This is a genomic window from Erwinia tracheiphila (genome assembly GCF_021365465.1).
GTDB classification, from domain to species: Bacteria; Pseudomonadota; Gammaproteobacteria; order Enterobacterales; family Enterobacteriaceae; genus Erwinia; species Erwinia tracheiphila.
In genome coordinates, this window is the sequence record NZ_CP089932.1 from 1,856,792 (window position 1) to 1,870,540 (window position 13,749).

The 13,749-nt window shown below is 44.0% G+C and carries 15 protein-coding genes and 2 pseudogenes; 9 read left to right on the forward strand and 8 right to left on the reverse strand.

The features are described 5' to 3' along the window. The first annotated feature begins 8 nt into the window (after window positions 1-8). The 4 genes and pseudogenes from LU633_RS09770 to LU633_RS09785 all read left to right on the forward strand — a co-directional run. Complete coding sequence (locus LU633_RS09770) at window positions 9-1,115, forward strand: IS91 family transposase (protein ID WP_233482028.1); 1,107 nt, start codon at window positions 9-11, stop codon at window positions 1,113-1,115. A gap of 261 nt (window positions 1,116-1,376) precedes the next feature. Beyond that, on the forward strand, window positions 1,377-1,655 hold the full coding sequence (locus LU633_RS09775) for a CopG family ribbon-helix-helix protein (RefSeq protein WP_016192195.1): 279 nt from the start codon (window positions 1,377-1,379) through the stop codon (window positions 1,653-1,655). Then, window positions 1,643-1,954: a type II toxin-antitoxin system RelE/ParE family toxin gene (locus LU633_RS09780; protein ID WP_016192194.1), complete on the forward strand. Its 312-nt coding sequence runs from the start codon at window positions 1,643-1,645 to the stop codon at window positions 1,952-1,954. The genes LU633_RS09775 and LU633_RS09780 overlap by 13 nt, the downstream gene beginning before the upstream one ends. A gap of 125 nt (window positions 1,955-2,079) precedes the next feature. Then, window positions 2,080-2,514: pseudogene (locus LU633_RS09785) on the forward strand (DDE-type integrase/transposase/recombinase); the annotation flags it as partial. A gap of 164 nt (window positions 2,515-2,678) precedes the next feature. Here the strand turns inward: LU633_RS09785 and LU633_RS09790 are convergent. Beyond that, complete coding sequence (locus LU633_RS09790) at window positions 2,679-3,896, reverse strand: IS91 family transposase (RefSeq protein WP_040465737.1); 1,218 nt, start codon at window positions 3,894-3,896, stop codon at window positions 2,679-2,681. Further along, entirely contained in the window at window positions 3,883-4,113 is a 231-nt protein-coding gene (locus LU633_RS09795) for a hypothetical protein (RefSeq protein ID WP_046371992.1), read from the reverse strand. Before LU633_RS09795 ends, LU633_RS09790 begins: the two co-directional genes overlap by 14 nt. A 118-nt stretch (window positions 4,114-4,231) precedes the next feature. On the opposite strand from LU633_RS09795, the pseudogene LU633_RS09800 reads away from it, so the two are divergent. Then, window positions 4,232-4,468 (forward strand): annotated as a pseudogene (locus LU633_RS09800) (integrase core domain-containing protein); the annotation flags it as partial. A 73-nt stretch (window positions 4,469-4,541) separates the two neighbouring features. Next, window positions 4,542-5,239, forward strand: a protein-coding gene (locus LU633_RS09805) for an IS1 family transposase (protein WP_152664192.1) whose coding sequence is annotated in 2 segments (ribosomal slippage) — window positions 4,542-4,791 and window positions 4,791-5,239 — 699 coding nt in all. Because the reading frame shifts where the segments join, the coding sequence is not laid out codon by codon here. 103 nt (window positions 5,240-5,342) lie between these two features. Here LU633_RS09805 and LU633_RS09810 read toward each other — a convergent pair. Genes LU633_RS09810 through LU633_RS09835 form a run of 6 tightly spaced genes read right to left on the reverse strand, consistent with a single transcriptional unit; the run spans window position 5,343 to window position 10,012 of the window. Continuing rightward, the gene (locus LU633_RS09810; RefSeq protein ID WP_071598937.1) at window positions 5,343-5,789 is read right to left on the reverse strand and encodes an FAD-dependent oxidoreductase; all 447 of its coding nucleotides are present in this window, start codon (window positions 5,787-5,789) and stop codon (window positions 5,343-5,345) included. Continuing rightward, window positions 5,786-6,499: an FAD-dependent oxidoreductase gene (locus LU633_RS09815; protein WP_016192189.1), complete on the reverse strand. Its 714-nt coding sequence runs from the start codon at window positions 6,497-6,499 to the stop codon at window positions 5,786-5,788. Before LU633_RS09815 ends, LU633_RS09810 begins: the two co-directional genes overlap by 4 nt. After that, window positions 6,492-6,803 (reverse strand): cupin domain-containing protein, encoded by a 312-nt coding sequence (locus LU633_RS09820; protein ID WP_016192188.1) that lies wholly within the window; start codon window positions 6,801-6,803, stop codon window positions 6,492-6,494. The genes LU633_RS09815 and LU633_RS09820 overlap by 8 nt, the downstream gene beginning before the upstream one ends. An 8-nt stretch (window positions 6,804-6,811) precedes the next feature. Beyond that, entirely contained in the window at window positions 6,812-8,299 is a 1,488-nt protein-coding gene (locus tag LU633_RS09825) for a class I tRNA ligase family protein (protein WP_016192187.1), read from the reverse strand. 9 nt (window positions 8,300-8,308) lie between these two features. Continuing rightward, entirely contained in the window at window positions 8,309-9,583 is a 1,275-nt protein-coding gene (locus LU633_RS09830) for a lysine N(6)-hydroxylase/L-ornithine N(5)-oxygenase family protein (RefSeq protein WP_051124400.1), read from the reverse strand. Window positions 9,584-9,631: 48 nt separating this feature from the next. Then, the gene (locus LU633_RS09835; RefSeq protein WP_016192185.1) at window positions 9,632-10,012 is read right to left on the reverse strand and encodes a GNAT family N-acetyltransferase; all 381 of its coding nucleotides are present in this window, start codon (window positions 10,010-10,012) and stop codon (window positions 9,632-9,634) included. Between the two features lie 145 nt (window positions 10,013-10,157). Here LU633_RS09835 and LU633_RS09840 point away from each other — a divergent pair, with 145 nt between their 5' ends. The 3 genes from LU633_RS09840 (at window position 10,158) to LU633_RS09855 (ending at window position 13,695) form a co-directional block, all read left to right on the forward strand. Then, window positions 10,158-10,619 carry an IS5/IS1182 family transposase gene (locus LU633_RS09840; protein WP_016192184.1) on the forward strand — a complete coding sequence of 154 codons (462 nt, stop codon included), beginning with the start codon at window positions 10,158-10,160 and terminating at the stop codon, window positions 10,617-10,619. Window positions 10,620-11,363: 744 nt separating this feature from the next. Beyond that, window positions 11,364-12,812 carry an FAD/NAD(P)-binding protein gene (locus LU633_RS09850; protein WP_016192182.1) on the forward strand — a complete coding sequence of 483 codons (1,449 nt, stop codon included), beginning with the start codon at window positions 11,364-11,366 and terminating at the stop codon, window positions 12,810-12,812. After that, window positions 12,736-13,695 carry an AEC family transporter gene (locus tag LU633_RS09855; RefSeq protein WP_233485088.1) on the forward strand — a complete coding sequence of 320 codons (960 nt, stop codon included), beginning with the start codon at window positions 12,736-12,738 and terminating at the stop codon, window positions 13,693-13,695. The genes LU633_RS09850 and LU633_RS09855 overlap by 77 nt, the downstream gene beginning before the upstream one ends. Window positions 13,696-13,749: the final 54 nt, after the last annotated feature.

Here is a 13,749-nt window from a genome sequence, read left to right on the forward strand (position 1 = left end):
TGTGTGATATCGAGGTCGGGCACGTCACCAAAATGCTCGCCTGCGGCACCCGTATCAGCGGCGTGAAGGAATATGGCTGCGATAATCCCGGGTGCCGGCATGTCAGATACATCACCAACGCCTGCCACAGCCGGGCCTGCCCCTCCTGCGGGAAAAAGGCCACCGTCCTGTGGATTGCCGCCCGGCTTAACCGTCTGCCGGACTGCGACTGGATACATCTCGTCTTCACCCTCCCCGATTCGCTGTGGCCCCTGTTTGAGGTTAACCGCGGGCTGCTCAACGACCTCTGCCGGCTGGCCGTCGATAACCTACTGTTTGCTGCCGGAAAACGCGGGCGGGATATCGGTATCTTCTGCGCCATCCATACGTACGGCCGGCGACTCAACTGGCATCTCCATGTGCACGTCTCCGTCACCTGCGGCGGTATCAACGAGCACAGAAAGTGGAAAAAAATCAGCTTCCGTAAGGATGCCATGCGCGCCCGCTGGATGTGGAATATCCGGCAGCTGTTGCCGGACGTCTGGTATGAAGGCGTTGCGCTGCCGCCTTCCCTGAGCCACATCACCACCGAATCACAGTGGCACAGCCTGGTGCTGACCGCCGGAGGCGATTACTGGCACGTGTACATGTCAAAAAAGACGGCCGGTGGCAAAAACACCGTGAAATACCCGGGCCGCCACCTGAAAGAACCGCCTGTAGCGGGCTCCCGGCTGGCGCACTACGCCGGCGGTACCACGCTGGGCTTCCGCCACCATGACCACAACACCGGTGAGCAGGCGACGGAAACGCTGACGCGGCGTGACATAGTGGCACGGCTGAAACAGCACATCCCGGAGAAGTTCTTCCGGATGGTGCGCTATTTTGGTTTTCTGGCCAACAGGGTGTGCGGAGAAAAGCTGCCGGTGGTCTGCAGCGCGCCGGGGGTGGGTAACCCGGCACCGGTACCAAAGGTGTGCTACGCGCAGATGAGTAAGCAGTTCATGCGGCGTGACCCGTTTGAATGCGTGTTGTGTGGAGGGCGTATGGAGTACCGCCGCGCGGTGGCAGGCCTGAGCGTACAGGGGCTGAAAACCCACGCGCGGGAGATCGGCCTGATGAGGTACATCCCCGGCTGATGCAGGGAAGATCTGTCTGCAATCCTGAATTAGTCTAAAACATGGTCTGGTAAATCTTTAATTATTATTAAATTACGCAATGTTTGCTTACCAACTGATTCGGGGATTGAGGGTTGACTGAATTTTAATCACTACATCCCGGGGAAAAAAGGTTTCAATTTCCTATACGTGAACTACCAGTGTAACCCGTATTTCTGGCAAATATCACTGACTCCGATTACAGTAGTCATACGTATTACATATAACTACAAAGGTGATTTTATGTCAGCAGCAACATCCATCAGGCTTGATGATGAACTCAAAGACCGCCTGAAAACTCTTGCCGATGATCGCCACCGTTCCGCTCATGCTTTGATGCTGGAAGCGATCACCGAATACATCGACCGCGAAGAAAAGCGCAGCCAGTACCTCCGGGATGGGCAGGCCGCATGGCAGCACTATCAGGAAACCGGTCTGCACCTGAGCGCCGAAGAAGTGGAATCCTGGATAGATACCTGGGGAACTGAGAATGAGCAGGATGCTCCGTCATGCCACAGGTAATCGTCTCCGCACTGGCGCAGCGGGATTTACAGCGCCTGCAAGACTTTCTCAAAACCAAAAACCGGCTGGCAGCCAGAAAAGCCGGTGAGGTAATCGTCCGGGCTATACAGCAGCTGAAGACACAGCCGGATATGGGTCGCCCGGTTTCGCTTCTCCCGCTGGAATACCAGGAACTGGTGATCGGATTTGGCGACAGTGGTTATGTCATGCTCTATCGCCACGACCGGGAAACAGACCAGATAGTGATCCTGACAGCCCTACACCAGAAAGAAGCCGGCTATCGCGGCCTGCAGGAATAATCACCCTGAACGATGGTCTGTTCCGCCTTTTTCCCTTCGGGAAGCGTGGCGTTTTCTCATGGCTTACGCTGCTGGTATCTCGGCTCAGTGTAGGTCGTTCGCTCCAAGCTGTGCTGCATGCACGCCCCCGCTACGGATTTAAGCAGCTTTTTCAGGTGCTTCGCAGGCAGGGCCACGTCCGGAACCACAGGCATGTACACCGGATTTATTGTCTGCTAAAACTCAATTTTCGTCGTCAGGGTAAACAACGCCTGCCGGTGCGCAATCCGGCCCCCCTGGCCACGCCGGAAGCCCTTAACCAGAGCTGGTCGACTGATTTTATGCACGACGCGCTGACATGCGGCCGACGTTTTCGGACTTTCAACGTCGTTGATGATTTTAACCGCGAGGCTCTCGCCATCGAAATTGACCTGAATATCCCGTCGCCGCACGTTGTACGGGTTCTGGACAGAATAGTGGCAAACCGTGGATATCCGCTGAAAATGCGGATGGATAACGAACCGGAACTGGTATCACTGGCGCTGGCGCAATGGGCTGAGGACCATGGCGTAATGCTGGAATTGACGTCTAGAAATTTCAAACTTTTTGAGGCCGCCTGACACAGGGGGCTCAGAGGTGAAAAACTGACCTTTTCTGTTTCGGGGACGAAATTCAGTGGTTGTTTATTGGGCTGAACGGTGGTTTTTTGCCCGGAATGCCTGCCGCCGGGCGGTTCTTCCCTGCGTCAGCCCACAAACCGCATTCGCGCGATATCCCTGGCATTATCCACCAGAGTGGCCAGTGGCACCGCCGCCAGCGCACGACGGTATACCATCCTCCCTCCGCACAGGATGCACCTGAACGGATCCACATTCAGCAGACCCTGACTCAGAGCCGCGAAGGTGATTTGTTTCACCGCCGGGCTTTCTTCCTGTTCCAGTGCTTTTTTCACTAACGGCAGCAACTTTCCCACCACACGGTTCGCCAGAAAGCCAAAATACCGTATCATCCTGAAATGCTTCTCCGGGATGTGCTGTATCAGCCGTAATATCATTTCCCGCTGACTTAACTCCAGCGTCCCGTAATGCCCTGTTCTGTGATCCAGGAAGCGCAGGCTGATACGGCTTCCTCCGTCATAATGCGCCAGCCGGGCACCCGCCACCGGCGGTTTCTTCAGATAACGGCCCAGGTACTTCGCCGTCTGACGCGCATTTTTCGTCGGTTTCGCAAAATAGACGTGCCAGTAATCCTCTCCCTGTGCATTTTTCCCCAGGCTGAGTATCAGGCGTTTCCATTCATCATAATCCCGGATGTGGGCCAGCGACGGCGGCAGGGACAGGGCCCCCCAGGCCGACAGCAGGAACTGACGCACGTTCCATATCCACCTCTCCCTGACCTTCGGCAGCGCGAACGACATCTTTTTCCAGTCCACATGCGAGTTTATCCCTCCCGTGGTCCACGACAGGTGCAGATGGCAGTTCCAGTTAAACTGGCGACCGTAGGTGTGCAGTGCGCCAAAAATGCCGATGGGGAGTCCGCGTTTCTCTGCGGCGTACAGCAGGTTGTCGGCCGCCAGAGCAAACAGATGGTCCGTGAGCCAGCGGTTGACGGCAAACAGTGGCCACAGGGTGTCCGGGAGCGTGAAGGTGCCGTGCTGGCAGGGCGTGTCGGGCAGACGAGCCATCATCGTCGCAATCCAGATATCGGTGGCCTTTTTGCCACAGGTCGGGCATCCCCTCCCGTTACAGCTCTGGTGCACATAGCGGTGATGCGTAAAGCCGCCGTTCTCACAGCAAAACTCCCGGCTGCCCATCAGCGGCGTGCCGCAGGCCAGCATCTTTGTGACGACCTCCACCTCCACGTCCCGGAGCGGGTACGTCTCTATGATGTCAGCCCGTGTCCCGTTGCGCTGGAACAGCGATTTCATTGGCCGGGGCTGGAAGGCGGGATCAGAACCAGCCATGCTCACCAGGCATGAATGGCTCATCTTCGTACAGTTCAAACGACCGGGTGAAATAGCGGTAAGCGGTATAGCGGTAAGGGGAGTCGGGGTACAGGCGAAAGAAGGTGGTCCAGAACAAATCAATACACAAGGGCTCTTCCTCGATAAAACGACGAAAGAGCACCTGGTAAGAAATCTGTGACTCACTGGCCAGCGTTCTGAGAACATGCTTAACCATTTTTGTGTGAGTGAGCTGATGCTCTGAGGAATGCGATACGGGATCACCTTCGGCTGATGGGATTCAGAATAACGCTATTCTGCCACACATCGATTTGCAGCCGCCAGGCTGCTTCGTTCTGAGGCCAGGCAAACCGACGCAAAACGCATTTATCGAACGGTTTAACCGAACGTACCGGACAGAAATACTGGATTTTTATCTGTTCAGAACACTGAACGAGGCACGGGAAATCCCGGAGCGCTGGCTGACGGAATACAACAGCGAGCGGCCTCATGAATGCCTGAATAACCTGACACCAGAAGAGTACCGGCTAATGGCTGAAAAAGCGGAACTCTCAAAAATTGCATGGACCTAGAGCTGGGATACTTACATTTGGGTCGTGACGCAGACTTGCTGATCGCGTATGCTTTGCGCTTTGGATGTAACATATGGCTAAAGTTGATGCCGTCTGCCCTCAGTGCAATGAAACTCATGCTGTACGATGTAACGGACATTCAGCATCCGGTGCCCAACGTTACATCTGCAAGCATTGTTCAAAGACCTTTCAGCTCAACTTTAGCTACTCCGGTGCCAAACCAGACACACACCAGACCATTGTTAATATGGCCATGAATGGTTCCGGATGTCGCGATACCGCACGGGTCCCCGGTATCAGCCTCAATACGGTTCTGCGGCACGTAAAAAAATTTCCCCAAAGCAGGTAGCTGAGAATATCGACCCCGAAACGGAGGTTGTTATCTGCTGTGAAGCCGGTGAACAATGGTCTTACGTGCGGTGTAAAAGCAATCCCCGGTGGTTGTTCTATGCTTATGACCGTATCCGCAAACGTGCTCTGGCCCACGTCTTCGGCCCGAGAAATGCCCCGACCCTGCGACGATTGCTGGCCCTGTTAAGCAAATTTAACCTTGCCTTTTATATGACAGATGCCTGGCCGGTTTATAAAGTTCTGTTAAGTGCAACAGGCCACGTGGTGAGCAAGAAATATACCCAACGGACAGAACGACATAATCTTAATCTTCGCACACATATCAAACGACTGACCCGCAGAACAATTTGCTTTTCGAAGTCAGAGGAAATGCATGATAAGATCATCGGTTGGTATCTTACTCTTCATCATTATCAATAAATCTGCGTCACGACCTACATTTGCAGCAAAAAGATTTGATCCTTTATGCCGAAAAGTGACATTACTATATTGGTGCTACAACAATCGGGACGGGTAAGACCAATTATGTTAAAAATCTTGAAATCGAGAAATGTCTATGTTTATTAATCACATTAAATTTCGACCGATCACCTGTGATTATTTCAGATAATATAATACCTACTGCCGGAGCTATTGTTAACCCTGAACCTGAAAATCCTGTTGCAATTAATATGTGGTCATTATCAATAATGTCTATTATTGGATTTTCGTCTGGCATAATATCCATTAGAGCTGTGCATGTCTGGATGCATTCTATATTGTCGTTAAACAGCCTGCTGGCTGCGGAAACAATTCTCCTATATTCAATAGAATTGAATAACCATTTATTATATTTATGTTGTGAGAGATTGCTTTCTCTCCAGAAGAACTTTTTTCTTATGTTGGGGTTTATTAATTTATTATACTTTAAATATGAAGATATATTATATCTATTTAATATAATCCCGATACTGGAATTATCTCCTATCATAATATTATTTGTATTTTTTTAATGATGAGGCCATTTTTTACAAAGTTTTCGTTAAAAGAATACTTGTTATTTGCATATATAGAAGATATCAGGCATGTCATCATTGGAATATCTATTCCTAACTCATATAAAATCGAACGCGATCCACTGCCTGCACTGATAATTAAATATTTTGAATTAAATCTTTCTTTTTTTGTTTGTATCAAATACGAATTATTCATACGGGATAAGTTATAATCATCATATATTATTGGTATCTTACGTCTTATAATTTCTCTATTTAAAAACTCATACACCCCAAAAGGGTTTACTGTTCCATCATTCATAGTGGTTAGCCTAAATACATCACAACCACTTTCAGGATGCAACAATATATTATTACAAGAGAATGATTTCGATGAATTATTCCAATCTGTTACAGCCTTTAATTCATCACTTTTGAAAAAATATGATAATCCTGGCTTCTTGTATTTTATTTCGTTATTAGATTTATAATTCAAAATATTCCATTCATTCAAAGATATTAAGGAAAGGTAAAGTTGTTCTTTTTTTCTTAATTGCTGTCTAATAAACCCCCATGAATTTATTGTTTGTTTTGACTGTTCATTCTTATCAAAAATACAAACATTCACACCTTTATCTGAGAGATAATATGCGGCCATTAATCCGATAACGCCACCACCTATAATCACAACATCGTAATTATGCATTAATCCACCAAATAGAAATTATGCAAAGTTGGCTACTGGAAGTATTTAGGATTGTATGCTTAGAGTTTGGTTTAAAATAAAGAAAATCACCCATTCTCGCTATTTTATCTTCACCATCCAAAGTTAATAATCCTTCTCCTTCATGAATAAACCAAATCTCATGGTCATCATGAACATCTACAGGAGTGCAGGTATTTTTATCTACTGAAAATTTTGATACACCAATGTTTGTTCCTAATTTTTCCAAGCCTAACATTGGAACTAGCATTTTTATTCCATCTAATGATAGATTAATTTCGGTCATAGGTATTTTCATTTTTTAATATCCAAATAACGGGGCTGACCGTTTAGGTTTAATTTAGTCCATAACTTCTGAGCAAATGATGGACATATAGGATATATAAAGGCAGACAAAAATATAATTTGATTCCTGTCATTGACATTGATGACATTTAGCAACGAGATAACTCTATCTGCGACCTTTTTAAGGTTTAAGCACCCTGGGGATAAATCAATATAATTTTCAAAGAAGTAATTATACATATCTAATGCGGGTATATCCGCATCATTTTTGTTATATTCGCCAAATGAATATATTTTATTAAAGATGATTGAAATATTTTTAGAAAAGCATTTGAATTCATTCTCATCAAAATTAGTAGATGTATTTTCGTCAGGACATGTGTGACATAAATATAATCTAATTATATCAACAGAAGAGCCTAACGTTTCAACACAATCTCTAGCCCAAATGACATTTCTCCTGCTTGTTGAAAATTTTGAATTATTCAGATGATAAAACCTATTGACAAGGCAGTGACTATAATCTTTGTACTCACCTAATATTTTACTGAACATTGGGGGGTATATTAATAATGGAATAGTATTATCAAAACCAAATGAGAATATTATTTCAAATTTACTATTATGTTCAAATGGGTTTTTTTCTAAACTAAATTCTATTTTTAATAACTCACCTAAAAATAATGAATAAAAGTAAGATGAGCTATATGAATATATAACGTGCTCATTATTTAAAGTTGCATCTTTTATTCCCCAACTTCCAAGCTCAGTTAGTCTTGCATAATCATTTTTTAATATATATTTATATGCTAGTCGTAATGTATCTCTCCCTAATGATTTTTTTTTAGCACTATCTATTATATGTTTTTTATCCAAAATCAAATAATAGTCATCCGTTTTAACTAATGCTAATTGATCTTTCGGATGATACTTGTCATAGCTGCTTTTAAGTGTATCAGCAGGGTTATCCATACCGCACACTTCGCAATAGTAACCAGAGCCATTATTATTACACTCAGGGCACTTTCCAATTAGAGAAGAGCCTGTTATGTAGTTTTTTGTATTGCTGTTGTATGGAACTAAATGCTCAATTTTACATGTGAAATTGCTTTTTATCAGTTTTGTATGCATTCTTACCAAAAAAGATGTGTAATCATCTTTAATCTTATTATCACTCGGATTAATGAATAAATCGACATCAATAGATAGTTTTTCTAGGCTTATTTGTATACATTTTTTATTAGTTAAGCAAGTTTCCTCAATAGTGCAGGAATTACGTAATGCCTCTGGAATAACATGAGATTCATAAGAGTCAGTGCCGGTTGCAATATATATCTCATTTCCTAATTGTTTGTTAAATCTTTTTAAAATATCCATTTTTAAAAATGGACCAGCTATATGGCCTAAGTGTAGATCACCATTAGGTGTAGGCATTGCTGCAATCCCAAAATATCTTTCTCTTTTGTTATTTTTAATAAATCTATGTATTTTATTCATGGTTATACTCTAATCAAAATTTTGAAATATATTATTTTTTTGTTCTATATAGTAGTGCTTACCAATAATGTCATTTGCAATAATAGAAGCGCGGATAGCACCATATCCCAGATCTGGTGATGTTAAACCATGCGTGTTGATTTCCATATTTTGTACATAAATAGTTCCATCCCCATTGTATTTAACTTTGTAATTAAAATCCAAATCTATAGTTTCTTTATCTGTAAGTTTTATTTTGTTCTTTAATTTATCCAGGAAAGCGGGTATTTCGTATTTGTAACCTGTGCAACATATTAGATAATCTGTTAATATAGTTTTATTTTGTTCAGTTCGAGTATTTTTGAACTTCATGATAATATTATTTTTTTGTTCTATTTCTATCAAGTCTAAAAATGGGTGTATTAGAACATAATTATCAATGTCATTATTAATATCACGATGATAAAGAGCATTGTATATGTCTGATATTGTGCTATAGCTTATTCCTTTGTATATAAAAGCCTGAGATTTTACTAATTTTTTTTTATCGCCATGCCCATGATAAAAAAACTTCGTGTGATCCAATGAACTAAATTCAAGGCCAAATTTAGAATACTCCATTTGAAATAATCCCTGGCTCCTTGTCAGCCAATTTAAAAAATATTTTTTCTTACCATTCTCCATTTGTTCATTGAATAAAAATTTAAAAATTTCTGCTGAAGATTGCCCCGATCCCAAAATTGTTATGTTAGCATTTTTCTTTATTTTACATTGATTTTTATAAAAATCAGAACTATGAATAATATTTTTATTTTGTTTAACACATTCTGGCGTGTAGGGTACGGTGCCAATACCAATAACAATTTTTCTAGTATATATCTTTCCTTTTGATGTTTGTATAGCAAAGCCTGTTTTTGTTTCTTTAATAGATATTGCAGCACAATCAAAAATTATTTTTTCTTTAATCTTTTCACAAGCCCATTGACAATAGTTATTGTATTCTCTTCTTGGTACTTTGAAGTCTTCAAAGAAGAAAAATTTTTGTAATCTATTTTTTTCATGTAAATAATTCAAATAGGTAAACTCACTTCTTGGGTTTACCATTGTACTTAAATCAGCTAAAAAAGGAACCTGTAATGTTGTGCCCTCTAGTAGCATACCTTCATGCCAGCTAAAACTCTCTTTTTGCTCAATAGCTATATAGTTTTCAAACCCAGCTTCGTGTAGTAAAACGGATAAACTTAAATTAAAAGGGCCTAATCCTATACATACTACGTCCGTCTCTTTAAAAAAATCACCCATCATTTTATGTCCTTATTATATGCAAAAAAGATGTCATCACGCACATAGCTATTATTTTTTATATAATTTCTGGCCGACATAATTATCTTTGACTGTACTCAATGTGATAAATTCTGATTCTGTTTCTTTTGCCAGTTCCTCCGCTTTATTTAGTAGCATTGTACCTGTTCCTTGACATCTCGATTCCGCCATTGTATGTAAATCATATAACAGCCATATTTGTTTCATTTCCAGAGAAAATAATAACGGATGCAGATTTGTAAGATCTAATGTTTTTTTATTCTCATCCTCTACATAATAGATAACAGATTCATTTTTTTTTACTCTATCTAATAGATAATTTTTAATATCATTAATATTCGATGTTGCATGGTAAAATTCATGATCTTTCTTAAAGAGAGGAACTATTTTATCAACATCGTTTATATTCATTTTATTTGTCTTTTGTAATTATGTTATTTCCTATATTAGCTTATAATTGACAATTATATGTGATGAATGTCACAACCTGTGGCTTTAGTGCATAGATGGCTAATAACGTATCATTAACGCCTGCTCACTCTAAAGTCTGTTAACGATGCCACATAAGCATAACACCAAAAAGCGTCATCACATTCCCAAAGCAAAATATACCATCACTAACTGGTCGCAATACGAAGCGGGATTGAAACAACGTGGCAGCCTGGCGCTCTGGTTTATCCCTGAGGCCATTACGCACCGAAAGGCTGCAGTCCGTACCTCTCCGGGTGAACAGCCGCGTTATTCCGACCTCGCCATCCAAACCTGTCTGATGCTCCGTACCGCTTTCAGTATACCCTTGCGTCAGACCGAATGCATGATGCCGTCGGTTTTCAGTATTATGGCAGTGAGTCTCTCTGTGCCGGACCATACCACCGTCAGCCGACGGGTCGTGAGATTGCCGCCACTTCCTCGCATCTCCGCTGAAGGGGCGGCCCACATCCTTATCGACCACTACTGGGCTAAAGGCCTATGGCGTGGGCAATGGCTGGAGGATAAACACGGAGCTAAATCCCGATAAGGCTCGTCACGGCGGCTCAACCGGTCTGTTTTCAGCCCGGGCGCTTCGTCGCCTTTGTTCGGGCAGAGTCCGGGTTTTTGCCCCGGGTGCCCCGTCTGAAGAGCACCGGGTGTGCCCGCCACCAGTTTGATGTCATGCCTGTTTGCTGCTGCGACGACCCGTGACAGAGGAAGCACGCCAGCATCTGTCATCAGACTGCGCTTTACGCCCTGTTTCCCTTTACTGCCTGCCATACTTTGCCCTCAGATATTACCGTGATGCATTATACGATAACGCCTTTTGGGACAGGCTCTAAGGCGCGTGTCCACTATTGGTGGGTAAGATAAAATTTCATCAGCCTGCACGGGGGCTCGAATGGTTTGAATTTCCTATACGTCAAGAAGTGGTATTCAAGACCCTCCCGGAACCTGATAGCAAAGTGCGATTTGATAGCCTGCGGAATATTTATGTATTCACTTGCCCCACATTTTTACATCGCGTTAGCGGTGATGAGTTATAGATGATGTAAGTATTCCTTAGTCAACATCAGTAATGCACACAAAAGCTAATGGATTAAATGGAAGATAAAACACTTAAATTTAAAGATTACATATTCATTAGTTCTTGTGTCGAAATTAATAAGCATAAAAATCATGATCTTAACATTATTTAAATTTTATCTAAACATTTATTAAAATTTGTTTACATTTTTTCTACATTGAGGTTGTATAAGATTCCTAAATAATTAAAAAGGAATAACTGGCCATGTACGATGTTGCCATTGTTGGACTTGGCGCAACAGGCGTAAGCCTGCTCAGTCAGATTCAGGATGAAATATATAAAGTCAGGACAGTGAAACCTCGTATTGCTGTTTTTAATCCTCCCTGCAGTTTCGCTAAGGGCAAAGCGTTTGGTGATGCCGATGCCGTGCATAAAGTGAATACCCCTCCGGCAGTGATGGCGGTAACGTCGACAGAGCCTGAACAGTTCATTCACTGGATGTATTCGGCCTTCAGTACACATGAGCAATGGCCATCTCGTCTAAAATACTCAGATTTTATCAGTCAAACCTACCGTGATATCAGGCATGCAGGGATACTTCACATAGATGAGTGGCGAAACAGCGTAACGGAAATGTGCCGGAATGCCGGTGGATTTGCATTAAAAGATGATAAAGGTGATGTCATTTATGCCCGAAAAGTAGTGATGTGTCTGGGGTCACTGGCTGCGGATATTTTTCCTGATTTTAAAAGCCACCACGGCTTTATTACACACTATACGCAATTTGATCAGTTTTCAGAAAAGCCGTTGCTCATTGCCGGAAGCGGACTTACCGCCATTGATGCATTCCGCTATGCACGCAGTAAAAGCCCCGTCGATATTCATCTTTACTCCCGCAGTGGCTACGCTCCTACCTGCCTGACGACGCGGAATACTTACATTCCGGTTCATCTGACGTGGCGTAATCTTATAGCTGCCAGTGCGGGATCAGACGATGTCCTCAGCGTCTTCTTGTGCCTGCTTCGCCGGGAATTTAATCTGCTTCTCCAGCACTGCGAGTTCAGACCTGCAATGAAATTGCTACGTGAGGGAAGACAGGTGGACTATTTTCGTTTACTGCTGTCACGGGCTGAGAAGGGAGACCTTCCCTGGCAGGATGTCCTAGTTTCAACAAGACCCTACATGCATAAATTATGGATTGCATTCACCCCCGGACAGAAGCAGCGGTTTATGAAAATGTATGGTGCCGTGTGGGCGGCATGGCAGCATCCGGTTCCACAGGAAGTTTATAGTGAACTACTGGAAGCCTCTGCCGCAGGAAAGCTCAAATTTCATCAGGCCCTGTCTTCTCCAGAGTGTGAGGGGGGGTTATTCCTGTTGAAAACCAGGTCTCAGATGCTCTCATTCACGCGTCTGTGGGATGCAACAGGGGGGCGGCTGCATATTGAATCCATGGAGCATCCTCTGTTGCGTCACCTGCTGAACCAGCAGTTGATTGAGGGGCATCCGTGTGGAGGAATCGATACCGATCCTCTCACTTGCCAGTGCAGAGTTAATAACCGCAATGTTCCGGGTCTTTATAATATTGGTCCACTCAGCAAAGGAAGCCTCTTCTCGACGAATTCCATCTGGTTCAATGCGCGGTGCACTGAAAGCTGGGCAAAGAAGTGGGCTGTCGAGTTTTGCGAAAACGTTGTTAAGGAAACACTTTGACAATATTTGTACCGTTAATTTATCTTTTTGCCGGCTGGCTGGCTGGCTGGCTGGCAAAACGGCTTGGAATTTTAAAACAACTGCCTCATTGATTTTAACGCGCGTGGCAATTCCGGTTGTCATCACCTTTAACATAGCCACGCGCTCTGGCAGCATGAGTACCATTATCATCGTGACGGCCATCAGTATGCTCGTAATGCTGATGGTGTCCAGGTATGTTCTTCGTGATCCTGTTAAAAGCCTGTGCTTCAGTTACCTGAATATAGGATGGCTGGGGCTGCCGATGGCAACAGCCCTGTTTGGCAATGAAGCCGCAACCATTGTTATCGCTGCCTACGTGGGTAGCTCTATCGTGGGCAACTCGGTCGGTGCTGCTATGCTCTCCGGTCACCGGTTTAATCTGTTCAAATTAGCGCAGACTCCGCCTGTGTTGGCACTGATTGTTGGGGCTGCGCTCATTCCATTCAGCCAACAGTTACCTCTGTGGTTTGACGGTCTTTATAATGTCGCGAAGTTCCTTATGAGCTTTCTTGGCATGGCGGTGCTTGGAATATGGCTGTCAAAAACTGAGCTAACGCTAAAAGATCTCCGACAGGAAATTCACCCGTATATGTTTAAATCAGCTGTGATGTTGATTCTGATCTCGCTGATATTATGGCTTGCCAGAACGTTAGACTTCAGACTGGTAACAGACAATTTCGCGACGCTTTATCTCTTTTGCTTTCTCCCTCCGGCAGCGAATATCATCGTTCTTGAAACACATTATCTGGGGACTGGTCGGTCGGCCAAGATCATAACCTGTGGAACCTGCATCAGTATTATAGCAATAGGCTTATTTGCAGCAGCTATCGCTATAAGCAGAACGATGGGCCTCGTCTCCTGAGGTTACACTGTCCCATTCCAGGAAGTGATTTGAACAGTTCTGCATCCGGAAGCG

Bases quoted from the DNA above. Each gene is read 5' to 3' on its own strand.
- LU633_RS09775 (WP_016192195.1), top strand. From the start codon at position 1,377: ATGTCAGCAGCAACATCCATCAGGCTTGATGATGAACTCAAAGACCGC.
- LU633_RS09780 (WP_016192194.1), top strand. From the start codon at position 1,643: ATGCCACAGGTAATCGTCTCCGCACTGGCGCAGCGGGATTTACAGCGC.
- LU633_RS09790 (WP_040465737.1), bottom strand. From the start codon at position 3,896: ATGGCTGGTTCTGATCCCGCCTTCCAGCCCCGGCCAATGAAATCGCTG.
- LU633_RS09795 (WP_046371992.1), bottom strand. From the start codon at position 4,113: ATGGTTAAGCATGTTCTCAGAACGCTGGCCAGTGAGTCACAGATTTCT.
- LU633_RS09810 (WP_071598937.1), bottom strand. From the start codon at position 5,789: ATGATAGGAGATAATTCCAGTATCGGGATTATATTAAATAGATATAAT.
- LU633_RS09815 (WP_016192189.1), bottom strand. From the start codon at position 6,499: ATGCATAATTACGATGTTGTGATTATAGGTGGTGGCGTTATCGGATTA.
- LU633_RS09820 (WP_016192188.1), bottom strand. From the start codon at position 6,803: ATGACCGAAATTAATCTATCATTAGATGGAATAAAAATGCTAGTTCCA.
- LU633_RS09825 (WP_016192187.1), bottom strand. From the start codon at position 8,299: ATGAATAAAATACATAGATTTATTAAAAATAACAAAAGAGAAAGATAT.
- LU633_RS09830 (WP_051124400.1), bottom strand. From the start codon at position 9,583: ATGATGGGTGATTTTTTTAAAGAGACGGACGTAGTATGTATAGGATTA.
- LU633_RS09835 (WP_016192185.1), bottom strand. From the start codon at position 10,012: ATGAATATAAACGATGTTGATAAAATAGTTCCTCTCTTTAAGAAAGAT.
- LU633_RS09840 (WP_016192184.1), top strand. From the start codon at position 10,158: ATGCCACATAAGCATAACACCAAAAAGCGTCATCACATTCCCAAAGCA.
- LU633_RS09850 (WP_016192182.1), top strand. From the start codon at position 11,364: ATGTACGATGTTGCCATTGTTGGACTTGGCGCAACAGGCGTAAGCCTG.
- LU633_RS09855 (WP_233485088.1), top strand. From the start codon at position 12,736: ATGCGCGGTGCACTGAAAGCTGGGCAAAGAAGTGGGCTGTCGAGTTTT.